Source organism: Arthrobacter sp. FX8 (assembly GCF_026723805.1).
Classification (GTDB): Bacteria; Actinomycetota; Actinomycetes; order Actinomycetales; family Micrococcaceae; genus Arthrobacter.
Map to the genome: position 1 here is coordinate 2,464,806 of NZ_CP113505.1, position 18,647 is coordinate 2,483,452.

Sequence of the window (18,647 nt, forward strand, 5' to 3'; positions counted from 1 at the left end):
CTTGGCTCATGACTCCAGCGCATCCGCAGAAGTGGCCCGTCCATGTCGTCCGGGGCGGAGTTGACCAGCAACTCCTGAAGGACTGCCGCGACCTCCTGGCCGCGGCTGAGGAATCGGATGGAAACCCTTCCATCTCCGAGCAGACCCTGGTGACCATGCGCGCCGGGGACTCCGCGGAGCACACCCTGCTGACGCTGGCCCTGTATGCACCCGACGAGGACTCCGATCCGGCGACCGGACAGGACCTGGCGGGCTTCGCCGTCGTGGTTGAGGAGCCGGACGGCCACGGCATCCTGGAGATCGCCGTCCACCCCTCCTACCGGAACCAGGGCGTGGCGGACCGCCTGGTGGGGGCCCTCAAGGAGGTCCGGGGCTTTGGCGGGCTGAACGCCTGGTCCCACGGCAACCACGAGGCAGCTGCCGACCTTGCTGCGCGGTACGGCTACGCGCCGGTGCGTGAGTTGTGGAAGATGCGGATGACGACGGCGGGCGCGGAGCTTCCCGACGCAGGCCTCCCGGACGGGGTGGCCATCCGCACCTTCGTGCCGGGCAAGGATGAGGACGCCTGGCTGGCCGCCAACAGGGCTGCCTTCGCCCACCATCCGGAACAGGGAAACCTCACCCGGGCGGACCTCGAGGCGCGCATGGCGGAGGACTGGTTCGATCCGGCCGGGTTCTTCCTGGCGGAGGACCGGGCCGGCCGCCTGCTGGGCTACCACTGGACCAAAGTCCACCCCCGGCACGGCTCGCACCCAGCCATCGGCGAGGTGTATGTGGTGGGCGTGACACCCGAAGCCCAGGGCATGGGCCTGGGCAAGGCATTGACCATCTCCGGTATCAGGCACCTTCGCGACTCCGGGCTGAATGGGGTCATGCTCTATGTGGACGCCGACAATGCCGCGGCCGTCGCCCTCTACCGGCGGCTCGGCTTTACGCGCTGGGACATGGACGTCATGTATGGCCCGGCGGCGGGGTAGGCAGGACAGCCGGAAGAATCCCCCGCCCGGGAGGAACAGGGGCCGTGGCGTGGGTGAATGCTTGTAAGGTTGAAAGGGAACCGCGCGGGGCGGAAGCGCCGGCACCAACGCGCCAGCTAAAGGAGAAGCCATGAACCCGGAACCCTCCGGAACAGCTACGTCCCAGGATGTTGCGGCGCCTGTACGGGCACGCTTCGGCTCCTCCGAGGTACCGGCCTCCAGGGCCACCCAGGACCGCATTGACATCCCTGAATTCGCGCCGAACCTGCAGCCGGAAGGCGACATCCGGCCTGACCGGTTCCTGGACCGCGAGCTGAGCTGGCTCGCCTTCAATTCGCGGGTCCTGGAACTGGCCGAGGACCCCACCCTGCACCTGCTGGAACGCGTCAGCTTCCTCTCCATTTTCGCGTCGAACCTGGACGAGTTCTTCATGGTCCGCGTGGCCGGCCTCAAGCGCCGTATCGCCACGGGACTCGCCGTCCCCTCCCCCGCCGGCCTGAGCCCCGTCGAGGTGCTGGAGCGGATCAGCGAGGAAGCCCACCGGCTCCAGGCACGGCACGCCCAGGTGTTCGCTGACCAGATCCGCCCGGCCCTGGCCTACGAGCACATCCACCTCATGCACTGGGACGAACTGGACGACGCCGCCAAGCAGCAGCTGAGCGTGATGTTTGCGGAAAAAGTCTTCCCCATCCTCACCCCGCTGGCCGTTGACCCTGCCCACCCCTTCCCTTACATTTCGGGCCTGTCACTGAACCTGGCCGTGGTGGTCCGGAACCCCGTCAGCGACAAGGAGCTCTTCGCCCGCCTGAAGGTGCCGGACCAGTTGCCCCGCCTGATCTCCATCGACGGCCCCCGCGCCGGCGCGGTGCCCGGGCGGGTGGCCCGGTTCATTGCGCTGGAGGAAGTCATCGCCGTCCACCTGGACAAGTTGTTCCCGGGCATGGAGGTGCTGGAACACCACACCTTCCGGGTCACCCGCAACGAGGACCTGGAGGTGGAGGAGGACGACGCCGAAAACCTCCTGCAGGCCCTGGAGAAGGAACTCCTGCGCCGCCGCTTCGGCCCGCCCGTCCGGCTGGAGGTGGCCAACGACATCAACCCCAACATCAGGGCCCTGCTGATCCGCGAGCTGGGCGTGGAGGAATCCGAGGTCTACTCGGTGCCGGCTCCACTGGACCTTCGCGGCCTGTCCGTCATCGCCGGAATCGACCGCGCGGACCTGCATTACCCCAAGCACGTGCCGCACACGTCCCGGTACCTGAATGAGTCCGAGACCTCCAAGGCGGCGAACGTGTTTGCCGCCATGCGCCGCCGCGACATCCTGCTGCACCACCCGTACGATTCGTTCTCAACTTCGGTGCAGGCGTTCCTGGAACAGGCCGCGGCGGATCCCAAGGTGCAGGCCATCAAGCAGACCCTGTACCGCACCTCCGGCGACTCCCCCATCGTTGACGCGCTGATTGATGCCGCCGAGGCCGGCAAGCAGGTCCTGGCCCTGGTGGAGATCAAGGCGCGCTTCGATGAGCAGGCCAACATCTCCTGGGCCCGCAAACTGGAGCAGGCCGGCGTGCATGTGGTGTACGGGATCGTGGGCCTGAAGACGCACTGCAAGCTGTCGCTGGTGGTCCGCCAGGAAGTGGACGGGCTCCGCCGCTACTGCCACATCGGCACCGGCAACTACCACCCGCGGACCGCCCGCTACTACGAGGACCTGGGCCTGCTGACGGCGAACGAACAGGTGGGCGAGGACCTGTCCAAGCTGTTCAACCAGCTTTCCGGCTACGCACCGAAATCGACCTTCAAACGGCTCCTGGTGGCACCCCGTTCCGTCCGGTCGGGACTTATCGACCGGATCGAGACCGAGATCCGCAACGCCAGGGCCGGCGTGCCGGGACATGTGCAGATCAAGGTGAACTCCATGGTCGATGAGGCCATCATCGATTCCCTCTACCGCGCCTCGCAGGCGGGGGTCAAGGTGGATGTGGTGGTCCGCGGCATCTGCTCGCTGCGCCCCGGCGTTCCCGGGCTGAGCGACAACATCACTGTCCGGTCCATCCTGGGCCGGTTCCTGGAGCACTCCCGGGTGTTCGCTTTCGCCAACGGCGGGGATCCCGTGGTGTACATCGGTTCGGCCGACATGATGCACCGCAACCTGGACCGCAGGGTGGAGGCGCTGGTCCAGCTGGCCAGCGCGGACGACATCGCCTATGTCCTGGACCTCATGAAGCGCTACATGGCGCCGGAAACATCCAGCTGGCACCTGGACAACGAGGGCCGCTGGAACCGGCACCACCTGTCCGAGGACGGGAAGCCGCTTGAGGATGTCCAGTCCTGGTTGTTGGCGTCCCGGCCGCGTCAACGCAGCCTGAGCCGGCGATAGGCAGCCGCGTTGTCGAGCGATGCACTCGTAGCCGACCAGACTGACCACCCGGGGGAACCCGTAGCCGTGACCGCTGCGGGCGCCATCCCGTGGCGGGTCAACAAGGACCTCCTGGAAGTCGCGCTGATCCACCGCCCGCGCTATGACGACTGGTCCTGGCCCAAGGGAAAGATCGACAACGGCGAGACCATTCCCGAATGCGCCGTCCGTGAGGTGTGGGAGGAGATCGGCCTCCGCGCGCCCCTGGGCATACCGCTGCCGCCTATCCACTACCACGTGGCGTCGGGCCTCAAGAAGGTCTACTACTGGGCGGTCAAAGTCAACGGCAACACCCTGGTTCCGGACGGCAAGGAGGTGGACAGCGTCATGTGGTGCGCCCCAGAAAAGGCGGCCGGCCTGCTGTCCAACCCTTCCGACGTCGCGCCTCTTGAACACCTGCGGGACGCGCACGAAGCGGGCACCCTGGACACGTGGCCCCTGCTGGTGCTCCGGCACGCCAAAGCCAAGCCGCGCTCATCCTGGAGCAAGGCAGAGGGCGAGCGTCCGCTTGCGGCCACAGGCAACCGCCAGGCACAGGCCGTCGGCCGGCTCCTGGATGTGTGGAAGCCCATGCGGGTGGTCACCAGCCCATGGCTGCGCTGCGTGGCAACCGTGGCCCCCTACGCGCGGGCGGCGGGGGCGAAAGTGAAGCTGGCGGAAGGCCTGACCGAACACAAGCACCAGCGCAGTCCCAAGAAGACCGCGGCCGTCATCGAATCCCTTTTCGATAAGCAGCGGCCCGTGGTTGTCTGCACGCACCGGCCGGCACTGCCCACCGTCCTCAAGCAGGTGGCCACCCATACGCCGGCACCCTTGGCGAAGCTCCTGCCCGGCCGCGAGCCCTACTTGTCCCCCGGCGAGGTGGTGGTGTGCCACGTGGCCAACGGCGGAAAGAAACGGGTCGTGGCGGTGGAGCAGTTCAAGCCCTTCGACGACTAGGCAGCCAGTAGACTTGGGGCGTGAGCATCCCTACTCCCTATGAAGACCTCCTGCGCGATGTCCTGGCCTCCGGCACCCATAAGTCGGACCGCACGGGAACCGGAACCACCAGCGTTTTCGGCCGCCAGATGCGCTTTGACCTGGCCAAGAGCTTCCCGCTGATCACCACCAAGCGGGTCCACTTCAAGTCCGTTGCCGTTGAACTCCTGTGGTTCCTGCGCGGTGAAACCAACATCAAGTGGATGCAGGACCAGGGCGTCACCATCTGGAACGAATGGGCGGACCAGGACGGCGACCTGGGCCCGGTCTATGGTGTGCAGTGGCGCAGCTGGCCCACACCGGACGGCGGGCACATCGACCAGATCGCCGAACTAATCGAGAACCTCAAGTCCAACCCGGACTCCCGGCGGCACCTTGTTTCCGCCTGGAATGTCTCCGAACTCAACGACATGGCGCTGCCGCCCTGCCACGCGTTCTTCCAGTTCTACGTGGCCAACGGCAAGCTCTCCTGCCAGCTCTACCAGCGGTCGGCGGACATGTTCCTGGGCGTCCCGTTCAACATCGCCTCCTATGCACTGCTCACCTGCATGGTGGCCCAGCAGGTGGGACTTGAGCCCGGCGAATTCGTCTGGACCGGCGGCGACGTGCACATCTACGAGAACCACATGGACCAGGTCCTCAAGCAGCTGGAACGCGAGCCGTACGAATACCCGCGGTTGAAGATCGCCCGCAAGCCGGCCTCGATCTTCGATTACACGCTGGAGGACTTTGAGGTGGTGGGCTACAAGCACCACCCCACGATCAAGGCACCGATCGCCGTATGAGCACCGAAAACTTCACCGATCCCCAGTCCTTCACGGAGGAGCTCGCCGCCTCCATCACCGGCGTCGGCCTGGTCTGGGCTCAGACGTCCGACGGCGTCATCGGCAAGGACGGGGACATGCCCTGGCACCTGCCCGAGGACCTGAAGCACTTCACCCGCCTCACCACCGGGCACCCGGTCATCATGGGCCGCAAGACCTGGCTGTCCTTCCCGGACAAGTACCGCCCCCTGCCCGGCCGCACGAACATCGTCATCACCCGGCAGAAAAGCTGGGCCAGTACGCCTGAGGCGGAGGGCGCCGTCGTGGTTCCCTCGCTGGATGACGCGCTCCTTGAGTCGCAGTTTGTCGACGGCGGCGAAACGGTCTGGATCCTGGGCGGCGGCGATGTTTTCCGCCAGTCCACGGACCTCGCCAACGTTGCCGTGGTCACCACCATCGACATGAAGGCCGACGGCGACACGTTCGCTCCCGAGCTTGGTCCCAGTTGGGTGGCGTCCGCCTCCGTCCCGCCGGACGGCTGGCTGACAGCCGCCAACGGCACGCGCTACCGATTCACCAAATGGTCACGGACCGAGGGCTAGGAACATGCTGAAGAAACCCGAAACCCTGTTTGTCCTGGGCTACATGCTGCTGCCCCTGCTGGCGCTCCTGTCCGCGATCGTCGGCCTGACCATGATCCTGGGCGGCAACAAGATCGCCGGTGCAATCGTGCTGGTTGTCGTCACCCAAGCCTTCGCCTTCGGCGCGTTCTTCGCGCTGCGGGCACGGAAGGCTGCCGTGCTGGAGGAGTCGGACCGGGGTTAGTGCATACTGCCGTGCATGGGCAGGACAACCCAACGCGGCCGTAGTGATCCTGCCTTAGGCTGGGGCCTGCAGCGCGCTGAACTGCTGCGGGATGAAAATTGGGGGAATCCTGGTGGCAGGGACTTTGTGGGGTGCCGACGTCGATCCACTGCGCACCCTCGCGCAGCACTTCAGCAAAACCGCGGACCTGCTGCAGCAGCAATCGACACAGCTGGGCAGCCAGATCAACAACATTCCGGCGTGGAAAGGCGCGGACTGGCTCACTGATCCCGAAGCCAACCTCATGGTTATCAAGCAGCACCTTGGCAGCAACCTAGAGGGCGGCGTCACTCTTCGCCCGCCGCGAGGATCCCACCGTACAGACCCTTTCCGTGAAGAATGGCGGCGACGGATCATGGACCACTATCTCCACACATAGAGGCTTGACGATGTACTTGCATTTTGCAAGTATGAGCCGCATGAGCCTTTTCATCACCTGCCCGGTTGAGAGCGTCGAGCGCGCAACCGCCTTCTACACCGCCTTGGGCTGGACCCTTAACGCCGAGATGTCCGATCACAACGTGTCATGTTTCCAGATTGCGCCCGAGCAGTACGTCATGCTCGGAAGCCGCGAGATGTACGCAAGCGTCGGCGGCGCCGAGGAGCTGGTCGGCGGACCCGACACTCCTTCGAAGATCACGGTCTCATTCGACCTCGGCAGCCGCGAGGCGGTCGACGAGCTCACCGAACGCGCCGGCGCAGCCGGCGGGCGGATCGGTGACACCGACGACTACCCCTTCATGTACCAGCGCCAGTTCGACGACCCCGACGGCTACCACTACTCGCCGTTTTGGATGAAGCCGGACACCGACGCGACCGAGTGAGCGACCTCGCCGCGGCCCTCGACGTCGTCGGAGCACGGTGGGCCCTGCTCATCGTAGAGCGGCTGCTCGACGGGCCACAGCGCTACGGCGATCTGCAGCGCGACCTCGGAGTGCCGACCAACATTCTCGCGACCCGCCTGCGCGAGCTTGAGGCCGCCCGCGTACTGTCCCGTCTGCCCCTCCGGCACAACACCCGGGCCTATGCGCTGACCGACCGGGGGCTCGCCTTGCGCGAGGCGATCGTCGCGCTGGCACGCTGGGGCGGCGAGGAAGTGGTTTAGGTGTGGCGAGGAATCGCGATGCGCTCCACAAGCTCGGTTATGCCAGGGTTGTGAGTTGCAGCGGGAGCCCTGAAAGCGGTCCCGGCACAGCGGCGAGAAGGCGATGCCTCTGGTTGTCTGCCGTGAAGATCTTCATCCGCGAAAAAAGTGGCGTCGGCGCCGCTCACTTCATTGACTTGGTGCTGCCCGCAAGGGGCCGGTGGCACCGAGCGGAATCCGGAGCGCGCCTTACGCCGCGTACCACGGACCGACGCAGGTTGCTGTCAAACGAGCAGCGCCTCGAGCTCCGGAAGTCGGCCGAACAGGTCGGGGAGGCCGCGCACCCCGTTGCGCACAGCCTCGTGCGACAGCGGGAGGTCAGGGCCGGTGCCCGCCTCGACACCGGCGAGGCACCGGAGGATGTTCCACCTTGTGTGCCCCAGCCAGCCGCCGATCATCAATACAAACCAGCTTGGACCTGAAGGCGGCAGGGTTCCGTCCCCCGCGACATAGCCCTCGAGAACCGAGCGGAAAATGCTGGGCTTGATGTCGTCGAAACCACACCCCTTCGCGATGCTCAGCGCGGTCGAGCCGAGCTCACCGGACAGGTCGAGCATGCCGGAGAGCTCCCAGTCGAGCACCACCGGCCGACGCTCTCTAGTGAGCAGATTCCATGGTTGGATGTCCCTGTGGGTCAGTACGACGGGGCCTGGCCGTTCGCAGGTGTCGACGAAGCGGGCAATCTCGAGGAACGTCTCGACGTGAGAAGCGAGCTCGTCGGCCCACGGTTGTCCGGTCGCCGCCGCCCGCACTGCGAGTTCGGGCCAGTCCCGTGGCACCGGGTCCTCGACCGGCACCTGCGTCCACGGGATGTCGAGTGGATGGACGCGCGCGAGGATCTCACCGATCTCAAACGCGTACTCCGCCGACACCGGCGCTTCGGGCAGCTTCTCGCCTTCGACCCATCGGTGAACGAGTGTATGGTGGCTGGCCGAGATCGGCTCTGGCATCGGAATGCCGGCAGCGAACGCAGCCCGCTCAAACCTGAACACATCCTCGACGCGATAGGTCCAGCGGCGGTCGACGAGGTTCAACTCCTTCACCGCGAACGACCCCTGGTCAGTGTCGAGTCGGTACACCCGGTTGGCGAACCCGCCGTGGACACGAATCATCGGCCCGATCGGCGCGCCGAGATGCGAAAGGTTCACCCACTGATTCTAGGAGCTGGCAGTTCCTTGATACACCGAACTTTCCCGGCCGCTTGCCGGGACCAGGCCAACGAGCTGCGCAAGAAGCGGCAGGCACCCGAACCTGGAACAGGACACGTCAGCAAATGACCCGCAAGGCGTTGCCGGGACAACGGGCCCCTCACGCAGGCCGCCGTCGTACCTTTCCGGGCTGCCGGCGGCGTGACGTAACCGACTGCGACCTGCCGGTTCCGAAGTCTAAACTGGACCAATGACTACAGCAGCTACCCCTTCCGTCGGCCTGGTCGGATGGCGCGGCATGGTCGGTTCCGTCCTGATGCAGCGCATGCAGGACGAGGGCGACTTCGCCAACATCAACCCGGTGTTCTTCTCCACCTCCAACGCGGGAGGTGCCGCGCCTTCCTTCGCTGAAGGCGCCGGCAAGCTCGAGGACGCGTTCGACGTCGACACCCTGGCCAAGCTGCCGATTATCGTTACCGCACAGGGCGGCGACTACACCAAGCAGGTCCACGGCGAACTGCGCAGCCGCGGCTGGGACGGCCTCTGGATCGACGCCGCTTCCACCTTGCGCATGAATGACGATTCGATCATCGTGCTGGACCCCATCAACCGCGACGTCATCGACAAGGGCCTGGTCAACGGCACCAAGGACTTCATCGGCGGCAACTGCACCGTTTCCTGCATGCTGATGGGCCTCGGCGGCCTGTTCAAGAACGGCCTGGTGGAGTGGGGCACCTCCATGACCTACCAGGCGGCGTCCGGCGGCGGTGCCCGGCACATGCGTGAGCTGCTCAGCCAGTTCGGCACGCTCAACGCCGAGGTCAGCACGGAACTGGACGACCCGGCGTCGGCCATCCTGGACATTGACCGCAAGGTCCTGGCCCACCAGCGCACGGACATCGACGCGACCCAGTTCGGCGTTCCCCTGGCCGGGTCCCTGATCCCCTGGATCGACGCCGACCTGGGCAACGGGCAGTCCAAGGAAGAGTGGAAGGCCGGGGTGGAGACCAACAAGATCCTGGGCACCTCGGAGGAAAATCGCGTGATCATGGACGGCCTGTGCGTCCGCATCGGCGCGATGCGGTCGCACTCCCAGGCTTTGACGCTCAAGCTCCGCGAGGACCTGTCCGTCGCCGAAATCGAAAAGCTCCTGGACGAGGACAACCAGTGGGCCAAGGTCATTCCGAACACCAAGGAAGCCTCCATGGCGGAGCTGACCCCCGTGGCCGCCTCCGGCACCCTGGACATCCCGGTGGGCCGCATCCGCAAGATGGAGATGGGCCCGCAGTACATCAGCGCCTTCACCGTGGGCGACCAGCTCCTCTGGGGCGCCGCCGAGCCGCTGCGCCGCATGCTCAACATCGCCACCGGCAACCTGTAAGCCCTAGAGCTGCCCTTAAAGCGGCCCCTGCCCGCATGAACGGTGCTCCCCAGCGCCGTTCATGCGGGCAGGGGCCGTTTGTGTGTTCCGGGCTGTCCGAGGAACGCCGTCAGCCGGGCACGGAGCTCCCCGGGCCGGTCCAAGTGATTCCAGTGCAGCCTGAAGACCCGCCACCCGGCCTCCACAAGCGCATTTTCCCGCCAACGCTCCGCGAGCAGCACTTCCTGTGTCGGTTTGTGGTCCGTGTATTTGACGGCGCCGTCAAATTCGACGATCACCCGGGTTTCAGCATCGGCGAAGTCTGCCCGGAAGAGGCCCGCAGTCGTCGTGATCTCCACCTGTGGCTTGAATGTGGCCAGACCGAACGAGCAGAGCAGCAGCCTGGTCCTGGTCTCCCCGGCCGATTCCGATCTCGCATCCAGAACCTGCAGCAGGTCCGAAGCGCGCCTGCCCCCGCGGGTGACATGGCTTTCCTCCAGCAACCGCCTCATTGTGGCCAATGATGCCCCCTTGCGGAGGGCGTGGTCGCCGATGACGGCAGCCTTGTCGAGGGGCAGGGTCCGGGCGCAGTCCAGGACGGTCCTTTCGATGGAAGTGGCCAGGATTTCGCGTCCGTCGGGCGTCCACAATGAAGCCAGTTCTTCTTCTGTGAGCGGGAGGCGGTGGGTCTGGACGTCCTTGCCGGCGCTGGCCCGCGAATTGGAGTACTGCGTTGTCACGTGGACCAGGGATCCGGCGTTCCACACATGGCAGCCGTGCAGCCGTGCCGCGCTCGCATGGCTGTACCGGGCCCGTCCCGAGGTCGACTCAAAGTGCGCCATGATTCGGAGCTGGTCCCGGTCCCACGGTTTTATGGTGTTCCAGTGTGCGGCAAGGACATATGCTCCCCGCCGCACGCGGAGCAGGGCACCGCTCTTCACTGCTGCTGTCACCACCCGGTCATCCAGCCCGGCAGCGGCCAGCTGTGCGGTGGATGCAACGGCTCCTTCAGGCCAGCGATCGTAAACCAGGGCACGTACTGTCTCGGCTTTCATCGTTCAAGCGTCGCTGGCGTGCAGGCATGGTGACAGCCGCCCCCACCGCCATGTGGATTGTCGGTAGCCTGAGCGGCCCTTGCCCGCAATACCGTTGCTGCCCCGCACCGTTTATGCGGGGCAGCACCGCTCACGTGGCAAGGAACGTTAGATACCGCCGGGCGGCCCTGGTGAGGGCTGCCTGGGCTGCCGGCCCCAGCTGCCGGGTCTCGTCAAAGAATTCGGGCACGACGGCGGCACTGCTGCCCGTGCCCTGGAGCGCCCAGGTGCCCACCACATTCCCCGCCGCAACCACCGTCTTCTTGAAGACTCCGTTGCCGCCGGGAACTATCAGGTCCGAATGCTCCGGCGCCAGGACGGGAGTCCGGTCCGTGTAGCCGAGGACGAACTCATCGAACCCGGGCAGCAGGTGAAGGGAGCGGCCACCGGGAACACCGGAATCCAGGAGGGACGCCACCTCCGGTGAGAGCCAGTAGCTGGTCCCATCGATGTCCAGCTCCACCAGTTGGCCCTGCACGTGCTGGAACGCGGCGCGCACCTCGGTCAGCGGCAGCTGGGTCCACCAGGCAAAGTCGCGCACGGTGGCCGGGCCATGGCTCCGGAAGTACCGAACCATGAACTCACCGATGGCCTCCTCGCGCCCAGGAAGGCGGGACGCCGGAATCCACTCGTCGAAAGCCGCGATCAGCTGCTGGTTACCCGAAAGCGGCCCCGGCACCAGCCAGCCGTGCCGGCACAGCGTACCCAGGAGATGGATGCCGCGCTGGCCCTGCGTTGGCTGGCCGCCGGCGTCGAAAACCTTGAACAGCCCGGATCGGCTGACGGGACCATCGGCCAGGATGCGGTCCAGCGCCAGGTCGCGCGCCTTCTCAACATCAGCCCAGGCAATCTCCAGCTGCCGGTGCCTGGCCGCAATGCTCCGGGTAAGCCGCTCGGCGGTGAGGTCCAGCATCCAGCGCAGGTCCTCGGGGGCAACCAGGTGCAGCGTTCCACGCATGGGCCACGACCGGACCACACTCCCGGAATCGATGGCAGCGCGGACGTCGGCGATCCCCGCACCGGGTACCCGGACCCCCACTGCCCACAGCGCCGCCGGCAGGTCCTGCGCCTGCATGGCGGTCATCCACCGGACCAGTTCCGGTACTGAGGCGGCACCGTCCCCGGTGAGACGCTGCGACACCAGCCGGAGCCTGCCGATCATCCTGTGGTCGCGCACGGAACCAGATGCAGCCATGCGCCCATCCTAGGCCGGGGACCGCGGTGGCGGGATGCCTACAGTTCCGGGATGCCTACAGTTCCGGGATGCCTACAGTTCCAGTCCGATGAGCAGCGGCTCCGGGTGCAGCTGGATGCCAAAGCGGCGTTCGACGCCGGCCCGCACCTCCCGTGCCACAGCCACCATGTCGGCGGCGCTGGCTGAGCCGCGGTTGGTGATGGCCAGGGTGTGCTTGGTGGACAGTGAGGCGCGGCCACCGGCCACGCCATCCGGTTCCAGGCCAAAGCCCTTGCCGAACCCAGACTGGTCGATCAACCACGCGGCAGAAAGTTTCACCAGGCCGTCCTGGCCTGCCGGATACCGCGGCGCTGCTTCGGGCAGCGTGTCCGCGACAGCGGCCGGGACGATGGGGTTGGTGAAGAAGGAACCCGTGGAATACGTATCACGGTCGGCGGCGTCCCACACCATGCCCTTGGAGGCACGCAGCCGGAGCACTTCACGGCGGACGTCGTTGGCGTAGGCGCGCTTGCCCACCTCCACCCCGAGGGAACGGGCCAGTTCGGCGTAGCGTATGGGCGCGCTCATCCGTCCCAGCGGCAGCTGGAATTCCACAGTGAGCACCACGTACCGGGGCGAGCCGTTGACGGTGGTCTGCTTGAGGATGGAATCCCGGTAGCCGAACTTCAGTTCGGAGTTGGTGAAGGTCTGCACGGCGTTGCGTTCCCGGTCCCAGGTGCGCACGGCGGCAATGGTCTGCGAGACCTCAGAGCCGTACGCCCCCACGTTCTGGACCGGCGTGGCACCCGTTGAGCCGGGGATCCCGGACAATGCCTCAATCCCGGACCACGCGTGGCGGACGGCGTGCTCCACGAGCTTGTCCCAGTTATGGCCGGCCTGGACCACCACTGCCACGCCACCGCACGAGTCCTCGGCGTTGACCGTGAACCCCTCCGAGGCGATCCTGACAACGGTCCCGGGGAACCCGTCGTCGGACACCAGGAGGTTGGACCCGCCGCTGATGATCAGGACCTGCTCGCCGGCCGCGTCCGCGGACCGGACGGCGTCGATGATCTCTGCCTCGGTCCGGGCCTCAATGAACTTGCCGGCGGGGCCGCCTACGGCGGACGTGGTCAGGGAGGAAAGCAGGGTGGGAGTCACCCATCAACAATACTAGGGAAACCTAGGCGGGCTTCCGGGCCACCGGGGACAGCACGAAGCTCACGGCCAGCATCACCACCACGGCAAGGAGCGAGTGCAGGATGCCCACGTGTTCGGCCAGCAGGCCCAGCAGCGGCGGCCCGCACAGGAACGCCCCGTAGCCGATGGTGGACACCACCGATACCCGGGCCGCTGCCTTCGCCGGATCGTCGGCTGCTGCGGACATGCCCACCGGGAAGCCCAGGGACGCACCCAGGCCCCACGCGGCGAGGCCAACATAGGCGAGCCACGGCGCCGGGGCGAACACGAAGACGGCCAGGCCCAGGACAGCCATCGCAGCGCACCAGCGCATGACGGGTACCCGCCCAAACCGGTCCAGCAGCGGCGTCCCGGCGAACCGGCCGATGGTCATGAACGTGACAAACAGGCCGTATCCGGCGGCGCCGGCGGCATCGCTCTGGCCGTGGCCGTCCGCCAGGGCCAGGGCCACCCAGTCCCCCGCGGCGCCTTCGGCAAGGGCGAGGCCGAGCACCAGGACGCCCAGCAGCAGTGTCCGGCGGTCCCGCCACGCCTGCGCGATCTTGCGCTTGTTGTCCAGCGGCGCCTCCGCCGTGCTCCCGGCGCGGATCAGGGGGATGGGGCCCGTGATGGGGTCTTCGAAGTTGTCCGGGGAGTAGGTGCGCTCCCCCGCCACCGGGGTGACGTCGGCGCGGAACCAGGACGCCGCCGTCGCCACCGACACGGCCACCACGGCCCCCGCCGCCGCAAGGTGCCAGAACACTGGCAGGGACACTGCCGCCGCAGCGGCACCAAGCCCCGCACCCGCCACCGTGCCAAGGCTGAACGCACCGTGGAGCCGGGGCATGATGTGCCGGCCCACTGCACGTTCCACGGCTGCGCCTTCCACATTGGACGCGGTGTTCCAACTCCCCGTCCCCAGGCCGATGATGGCCAGGCCTATGGCCGTTGCCACCGGGCTTGCCAGCACGGTTGTGCCAAAACCGGCGGTCAGCAGCCCGGCCCCCACCATGATGCTGCCAGTGCGGATGGTCCGTTTGGACCCCAACCGCAGGACGATCAGCCCGGAGGCCGAGACAGAGGCGAAGGAGCCCAGCGTCATGCACAGCAGGATCACGCCGATGTTGCCCGGGCTCAGGTCCAGCGCGTCCCGGATGGCGGGCAGCCGGGACACCCAGGAGGCGAACGCCAGGCCACTGGCGCCATAGGCCACCACGACGGCGTTGCGCCAGTGGGTGACCTGGGCGGCGGTAGCCTCGGTTTTGGGAGCGGAGGTCAACGGGTGCTGCCCATCATCACCAAGCGCGCATCAGGACAGCTTGACGAGGGCCTGGGCCTTCATCAGGACCTTCTGCCCTGCGGAGACAACGGTGAGGTCAACGCGGGCGGTGCGTGCGTCGGCGTCGAGCTTTCCGATGGTGCCGCTGACTTCGATGGTGGCGCCGGGCTGGTCCGCTCCGGTGGTGTCCGCGACCAGGACCGGCTTGGTGAAGCGGGTCTGGAAATCGACGACGGCGGCGGGGTCGCCTGCCCAGTCGGTCACCAGCTGGACGGCTGAGCCCATGGTGAACATGCCGTGTGCGATGACGCCCGGCAGCTCCACGCTGGTGGCAAAGGCCTCGTTCCAGTGGATGGGGTTGAAGTCGCCGGAGGCACCGGCGTACTTGACCAGGTCCGTGCGGGTGACCTCGATGGTGCGGCTGCCGATTTCCTGGCCGGCGCTGAGTTCATTGAAGCTGGGGCTCATGGTTACTGTCCCTCTCCGCGGACCAGGATGGATGACGTGGTGGTGGTGACCGGTTCCCGTGAATCGCCGGAACCGAGGGCGAAGATCTCCGAGCGGGTGGTGATCATGGCACCGCCGCCCATGGCCCGGACGCCGTCGACATGCAGTTCCGCGACGAGGCGGTCCCCGGCAATGATGGGCCGGTGGTGGGTGAAGCGCTGGTCCGCGTGGACCACGCGGGAGAAGTCGATGCCGGATTCCGGATCCTCGATGAGCTGGGCGTCGGCCCGCTGGGCGATGATGATCGCGAAGGTGGGCGGCGCCACCAGGTCCGTGTGGCCCAGCGCCTCGGCGGCGTCGACGTCGAAATGCGCGGGGTGGGTGGCCTTCACGGCGCGGGCGAACTCGCGGATTTTCTCGCGGCCAACGTCGTACACCTCTGCGGCAGGGTAGCTTCGGCCCTGCAGATCCGGATTGATAGTCATGGATTCCAGCCTATCGCCCGCGTGTTGGCGGGCAGAAAAGGCCCGCCGCAACCGTTACGGCGGGCGCTACCGGCGCAGGTTCTTCCGGATGGCCTGGCCGCGGACCACGATGCCCACGACGTGCAGGACAAGGCCCAGTCCGATCAGCGGCAGGGAGGCCCAGGCCAGCGTTTGGTTGCCGCCGGTGTTGCCGATGATGTTCAGGATGATGCCGACGGCGATCAGTCCCATCGCGCCGAAGACCAGGACTTTGTAACGGGTTGGCGCGGTGGCCCAGAATTCGTTCAGCACCGTGCAAGTCTACCCGCCGGGCCTGCCGGATCCCGCTAGAACAGGGATTCCTGCACCGCCGGGACCTCCGAGGCGTAGCCGCCCAGGATGATGGTCCGGGCGGCCAGTTGGGAGAGGTTGACCACGAACGCGGCGTCCGTTCCATCCAGCCGGGCCAGAGCATTTGCCCCGCTCAGGGCAGTGACCGTGAAGCCGTGCTGCCCCTGGTCCAGCGCGTGCGGGTAGGCATGGCGTTTGGCGGGCCCGTAGAGGGCTTCAGCGTGCGCCGGCCTCGCCCACTGCTCCTCCACAGTTACAAAACCGTCGACGGCGGTGCGTGCCAGCAGTGTGCGCACCTCGCCGGCCGCGCGGGCGTTGGCGGACTGCAGGTCCCGTTCCGGGAGCGGCTGCAGGAGGGCGTCCGCTTTGGCTGCGGACCGCACCTGCTGCGTCAGGCCCACCTCGGCTGTCACCAGGTCCTCCAGGATCCGCACCACCCGGCCGTCCCGGGCCCGGGCAACATAAGCGGCCGCAGCGGCCCCTGCTCCGCGAGCCTGTTCCACTTTCGCGGGCCGGAGGCCGTTCCCACCTTGGTGGCACCGCCCGCGAACGTGGCAATGTACAGCCAGTGTTCCTGCATCAGGTAGTCACGGAGGCCCGGAGTGACCCTGCCGCCCCGGTGGAAGTCGTGCATGAGCCGGGACTCGTCCAGCACAAAGCACCGCTCGCACTGCTTTCCCCGCAGGGCCGGGGCAGCGGAGGCGCAGAGGACGTGGCTCCGCGAGGTTGCCGACTGGACCCGGATGTGGCCCAGGCAGGACCTGCCCGGTTCCACCACCTCGAAGCCGAGGCGCCGGCCGGGGCTAAGGCTGAGCTGACGGAAGTCCCCCTCCGGTGACTGGAGGCGCAAAACCGCGCCGCCGCCGTCGTCCGCGGCCCTGGAACCCTCCGGCGCCCTGGAACCCTCCGGCGCCCTGGAACCCGGCAGCGCATCCCAAAAGACCCCGTGGACCAGATAGCGGGTATCGGTCACGGGGTCTCCTGAAGTGGCGGGTGGGTGCTACAGCGCGGGCTGCACCCCGAAGGCTACGGCGAGCTTCATGATCTTCTCGGCGCGGCCAAGGCGGGGCAGGTCGGAGCCGTCACGGATGACGCGGCCGTTGGCTTCGAAGTCGTTCATGAAGTCGGTGGCCCACGCGACGTCCGACGGCGTGGGGCTGATGACCTCGTTGATCACCGGCGTCTGGTCAATGGCCAGGCAAAGCTTGCCGGTCATGCCCATCATCACGGTGATCCCGGTCTGCTCGCGCAGGATGGGGTGGTTGGTGCCGACGGTGGGGCCGTCGATGGGGCCCGGCAGGTTGCCCACCCGGCTGGCGACCACGAGCTTGGCCCGCGGGTAGGCCATGGCCTCCGGGGTGGCGGCCATGCCGGTATCGCGGCGGAAGTCGCCGGAACCGAAGGCCAGGCGGAACGCACCCTGGGCCTTGGCGATATGGTTGGCTTCCTCGATGCCCAGGGCGGATTCCACCAACGGGATCACGGGGGTCTTGCCGTCCATGCGGTGGAAGCTCTCGGTGACCTGGTCCGCGGATTCGGTCTTGGCGAGCATGACGCCCAGCAGGCCCGGGGTGCCGCGCAGCCCGGCAAGGTCATCAGCCCAGAACGGGCTGGTGGCGTCATTGATCCTCACCCAGGCCTTGCCGCCGCCGGTCAGCCAGTCGATCACGTTGGCGCGGGCCTGGTCTTTCTGGGACGGGTCCACCGCATCTTCAATATCCAGGATGATCGAATCGGCGCGGGAAACGGCCGACTGGTCGAACAGCTCCGGCTTCATGGCATTGACCAGCAGCCAGGAACGGGCGATCTCTGCGGGGATATTGCGTTCCGGCCTAACAGTTTCGGCGGCGATGGTAGACGTCATGCTTTCTACAGTATCCGCCCCGCAAGCGGCAAGGCGAAGAAATCGGCCAGCTTGTGAGGATCAATACGAACTAAACGGGATATGACTGTGTCTCCGGTTAAATGCGGGCAGCAGAAAGGGCCGTTGTGACCTGCACAACGGCCCTTGCTGCTGCCCGCATGGGAAGGGTCAGGGGATGTTGCTCCCGCGAGCCGTGACCCAGAGTTTGTACCAGTCGGCGCGGGTGAGGGCCTGCGCCACCCGGGCTGCGTCGCCGCAGGCCCGGATGCGGTCCGGGTTGACGGTCCCGATGACCGGCGCGATTCCGGCCGGGTGCTTCATCAGCCAGCCCAGCAGGACACCCTCGCCGGAGGTGCCGTACTCCCCCGCAAGCCCCGCCACGAGTTCGGCCGTTGCCGCATCGGCTGAGGTGGGACTGTCCGGTTCGGCGCCGGTGTAGACGCCGCGGGCCAGGGCGCCGTACGCCTGCAGGGTGATGTTGTTCCGGGTGCAATACTCAAGCGTCCCGTGCGGGAAGCTGTAGTCCAGGTGCTCCGGGTGGTTGACCAGGACCTGGCTTTCCAGCCATGCCCGCTTGAGCAGGCTCATTTCCAGCTGGTTGGCAACCACCGGGGTCTCCAGCCGGTCCCGCAGCGCCTCGATCTGCGCTGCGGACATGTTGGACACGCCCAGTTGCCGGACCTTGCCTTCGTCCATGAGCTGCCCGACGGCGGAGGCCACCTCCGCGGGGTCCGCCAGGGGGTCCGGGCGGTGCAGCAGGAGGATGTCCACGTAGTCCGTCCGGAGCCGTTCCAGGCTGCCGTTGACCCGTTCCAGGATGGCGTCCCGGCTCAGGTCGTAGTGGGTCTGAAGGCCGCGTTCGTTCAGCCGGATGCCGCATTTGGTCTGCAGCCGGATCCGTTCCCGCAGACCCGGAGTGGCGGCCATGACCTCGCCGAACACCGCCTCGGACTTGCCGCTGCGGTAGATGTCCGCGTGGTCGAACAGGGTGATCCCGGCGTCCAGGGCGGCCTGGACGGCAGCGGCGGCCTGGTCCACATGGTGGCTGCCATGTGGTTCGTCAGACCAGCTGCCGCCCAGTCCCATGCATCCGTAGATGACCTCCTGCATCAGGCCCGCCCACGCCGGCGGTTCACGCCCA

General features: G+C 67.0%; 20 protein-coding genes and 1 pseudogene. 10 read left to right on the forward strand and 11 right to left on the reverse strand.

All coding sequences use genetic code 11. The features are described from left to right. Positions 1-8 precede the first annotated feature (8 nt). The 9 genes from mshD to OUO20_RS11385 all read left to right on the forward strand — a co-directional run bounded on the left by mshD (position 9) and on the right by OUO20_RS11385 (position 7,107). On the forward strand, positions 9-977 hold the full coding sequence (gene mshD, locus OUO20_RS11345; RefSeq protein WP_134163693.1) for a mycothiol synthase: 969 nt from the start codon (positions 9-11) through the stop codon (positions 975-977). Positions 978-1,107: 130 nt separating this feature from the next. Next, positions 1,108-3,357: an RNA degradosome polyphosphate kinase gene (locus OUO20_RS11350; RefSeq protein ID WP_018769100.1), complete on the forward strand. Its 2,250-nt coding sequence runs from the start codon at positions 1,108-1,110 to the stop codon at positions 3,355-3,357. 9 nt (positions 3,358-3,366) lie between these two features. Beyond that, positions 3,367-4,335 (forward strand): NUDIX hydrolase, encoded by a 969-nt coding sequence (locus OUO20_RS11355; protein WP_134163692.1) that lies wholly within the window; start codon positions 3,367-3,369, stop codon positions 4,333-4,335. A 20-nt stretch (positions 4,336-4,355) separates the two neighbouring features. After that, on the forward strand, positions 4,356-5,159 hold the full coding sequence (locus tag OUO20_RS11360) for a thymidylate synthase (protein ID WP_268001744.1): 804 nt from the start codon (positions 4,356-4,358) through the stop codon (positions 5,157-5,159). Next, positions 5,156-5,740, forward strand: coding sequence for a dihydrofolate reductase (locus OUO20_RS11365; protein WP_018769097.1), 585 nt, complete (start codon positions 5,156-5,158; stop codon positions 5,738-5,740). Before OUO20_RS11360 ends, OUO20_RS11365 begins: the two co-directional genes overlap by 4 nt. A 4-nt stretch (positions 5,741-5,744) precedes the next feature. Continuing rightward, positions 5,745-5,963, forward strand: a complete 219-nt coding sequence (locus OUO20_RS11370; protein WP_018769096.1) for an NF038396 family protein — start codon at positions 5,745-5,747, stop codon at positions 5,961-5,963. Positions 5,964-6,054: 91 nt separating this feature from the next. Continuing rightward, entirely contained in the window at positions 6,055-6,381 is a 327-nt protein-coding gene (locus OUO20_RS11375; protein WP_268001745.1) for a hypothetical protein, read from the forward strand. Between the two features lie 40 nt (positions 6,382-6,421). Beyond that, complete coding sequence (locus OUO20_RS11380; protein WP_018769094.1) at positions 6,422-6,826, forward strand: VOC family protein; 405 nt, start codon at positions 6,422-6,424, stop codon at positions 6,824-6,826. Next, positions 6,823-7,107: a winged helix-turn-helix transcriptional regulator gene (locus OUO20_RS11385; RefSeq protein ID WP_018769093.1), complete on the forward strand. Its 285-nt coding sequence runs from the start codon at positions 6,823-6,825 to the stop codon at positions 7,105-7,107. Before OUO20_RS11380 ends, OUO20_RS11385 begins: the two co-directional genes overlap by 4 nt. A gap of 263 nt (positions 7,108-7,370) precedes the next feature. Here OUO20_RS11385 and OUO20_RS11390 read toward each other — a convergent pair whose 3' ends face one another. Beyond that, entirely contained in the window at positions 7,371-8,294 is a 924-nt protein-coding gene (locus OUO20_RS11390; RefSeq protein ID WP_268001746.1) for a phosphotransferase family protein, read from the reverse strand. A 250-nt stretch (positions 8,295-8,544) separates the two neighbouring features. On the opposite strand from OUO20_RS11390, the gene asd reads away from it, so the two are divergent. Beyond that, positions 8,545-9,675, forward strand: coding sequence for an aspartate-semialdehyde dehydrogenase (gene asd, locus OUO20_RS11395; protein WP_018769091.1), 1,131 nt, complete (start codon positions 8,545-8,547; stop codon positions 9,673-9,675). A 59-nt stretch (positions 9,676-9,734) separates the two neighbouring features. Here asd and OUO20_RS11400 read toward each other — a convergent pair whose 3' ends face one another. The 10 genes and pseudogenes from OUO20_RS11400 to OUO20_RS11445 form a co-directional block, all read right to left on the reverse strand. Further along, on the reverse strand, positions 9,735-10,709 hold the full coding sequence (locus OUO20_RS11400) for a type IV toxin-antitoxin system AbiEi family antitoxin domain-containing protein (protein ID WP_268001747.1): 975 nt from the start codon (positions 10,707-10,709) through the stop codon (positions 9,735-9,737). 130 nt (positions 10,710-10,839) lie between these two features. Next, entirely contained in the window at positions 10,840-11,943 is a 1,104-nt protein-coding gene (locus tag OUO20_RS11405; RefSeq protein WP_268001748.1) for a winged helix DNA-binding domain-containing protein, read from the reverse strand. 72 nt (positions 11,944-12,015) lie between these two features. Next, complete coding sequence (locus OUO20_RS11410) at positions 12,016-13,083, reverse strand: UDP-N-acetylmuramate dehydrogenase (RefSeq protein ID WP_144600775.1); 1,068 nt, start codon at positions 13,081-13,083, stop codon at positions 12,016-12,018. Between the two features lie 22 nt (positions 13,084-13,105). Beyond that, positions 13,106-14,380 carry an MFS transporter gene (locus OUO20_RS11415; protein ID WP_268001749.1) on the reverse strand — a complete coding sequence of 425 codons (1,275 nt, stop codon included), beginning with the start codon at positions 14,378-14,380 and terminating at the stop codon, positions 13,106-13,108. 30 nt (positions 14,381-14,410) lie between these two features. After that, positions 14,411-14,848 (reverse strand): MaoC family dehydratase, encoded by a 438-nt coding sequence (locus tag OUO20_RS11420; protein WP_268001750.1) that lies wholly within the window; start codon positions 14,846-14,848, stop codon positions 14,411-14,413. Positions 14,849-14,850: 2 nt separating this feature from the next. After that, positions 14,851-15,312: an FAS1-like dehydratase domain-containing protein gene (locus OUO20_RS11425; protein ID WP_056388879.1), complete on the reverse strand. Its 462-nt coding sequence runs from the start codon at positions 15,310-15,312 to the stop codon at positions 14,851-14,853. A gap of 66 nt (positions 15,313-15,378) precedes the next feature. After that, the gene (locus tag OUO20_RS11430; protein WP_268001751.1) at positions 15,379-15,603 is read right to left on the reverse strand and encodes a DUF3188 domain-containing protein; all 225 of its coding nucleotides are present in this window, start codon (positions 15,601-15,603) and stop codon (positions 15,379-15,381) included. Between the two features lie 35 nt (positions 15,604-15,638). Beyond that, a pseudogene (locus OUO20_RS11435) lies at positions 15,639-16,615 on the reverse strand (DUF2797 domain-containing protein). A gap of 27 nt (positions 16,616-16,642) precedes the next feature. Further along, positions 16,643-17,506, reverse strand: a complete 864-nt coding sequence (locus tag OUO20_RS11440; protein ID WP_134163680.1) for an HpcH/HpaI aldolase/citrate lyase family protein — start codon at positions 17,504-17,506, stop codon at positions 16,643-16,645. A 168-nt stretch (positions 17,507-17,674) separates the two neighbouring features. Beyond that, positions 17,675-18,616, reverse strand: coding sequence for an aldo/keto reductase (locus tag OUO20_RS11445; RefSeq protein WP_268001752.1), 942 nt, complete (start codon positions 18,614-18,616; stop codon positions 17,675-17,677). Positions 18,617-18,647: the final 31 nt, after the last annotated feature.

Bases quoted from the DNA above. Each gene is read 5' to 3' on its own strand.
- OUO20_RS11420 (WP_268001750.1), bottom strand. From the start codon at position 14,848: ATGAGCCCCAGCTTCAATGAACTCAGCGCCGGCCAGGAAATCGGCAGC.
- OUO20_RS11365 (WP_018769097.1), top strand. From the start codon at position 5,156: ATGAGCACCGAAAACTTCACCGATCCCCAGTCCTTCACGGAGGAGCTC.
- mshD (WP_134163693.1), top strand. From the start codon at position 9: ATGACTCCAGCGCATCCGCAGAAGTGGCCCGTCCATGTCGTCCGGGGC.
- OUO20_RS11400 (WP_268001747.1), bottom strand. From the start codon at position 10,709: ATGAAAGCCGAGACAGTACGTGCCCTGGTTTACGATCGCTGGCCTGAA.
- OUO20_RS11440 (WP_134163680.1), bottom strand. From the start codon at position 17,506: ATGACGTCTACCATCGCCGCCGAAACTGTTAGGCCGGAACGCAATATC.
- OUO20_RS11405 (WP_268001748.1), bottom strand. From the start codon at position 11,943: ATGGCTGCATCTGGTTCCGTGCGCGACCACAGGATGATCGGCAGGCTC.
- OUO20_RS11375 (WP_268001745.1), top strand. From the start codon at position 6,055: ATGAAAATTGGGGGAATCCTGGTGGCAGGGACTTTGTGGGGTGCCGAC.
- asd (WP_018769091.1), top strand. From the start codon at position 8,545: ATGACTACAGCAGCTACCCCTTCCGTCGGCCTGGTCGGATGGCGCGGC.
- OUO20_RS11350 (WP_018769100.1), top strand. From the start codon at position 1,108: ATGAACCCGGAACCCTCCGGAACAGCTACGTCCCAGGATGTTGCGGCG.
- OUO20_RS11380 (WP_018769094.1), top strand. From the start codon at position 6,422: ATGAGCCTTTTCATCACCTGCCCGGTTGAGAGCGTCGAGCGCGCAACC.
- OUO20_RS11425 (WP_056388879.1), bottom strand. From the start codon at position 15,312: ATGACTATCAATCCGGATCTGCAGGGCCGAAGCTACCCTGCCGCAGAG.
- OUO20_RS11370 (WP_018769096.1), top strand. From the start codon at position 5,745: ATGCTGAAGAAACCCGAAACCCTGTTTGTCCTGGGCTACATGCTGCTG.
- OUO20_RS11445 (WP_268001752.1), bottom strand. From the start codon at position 18,616: ATGCAGGAGGTCATCTACGGATGCATGGGACTGGGCGGCAGCTGGTCT.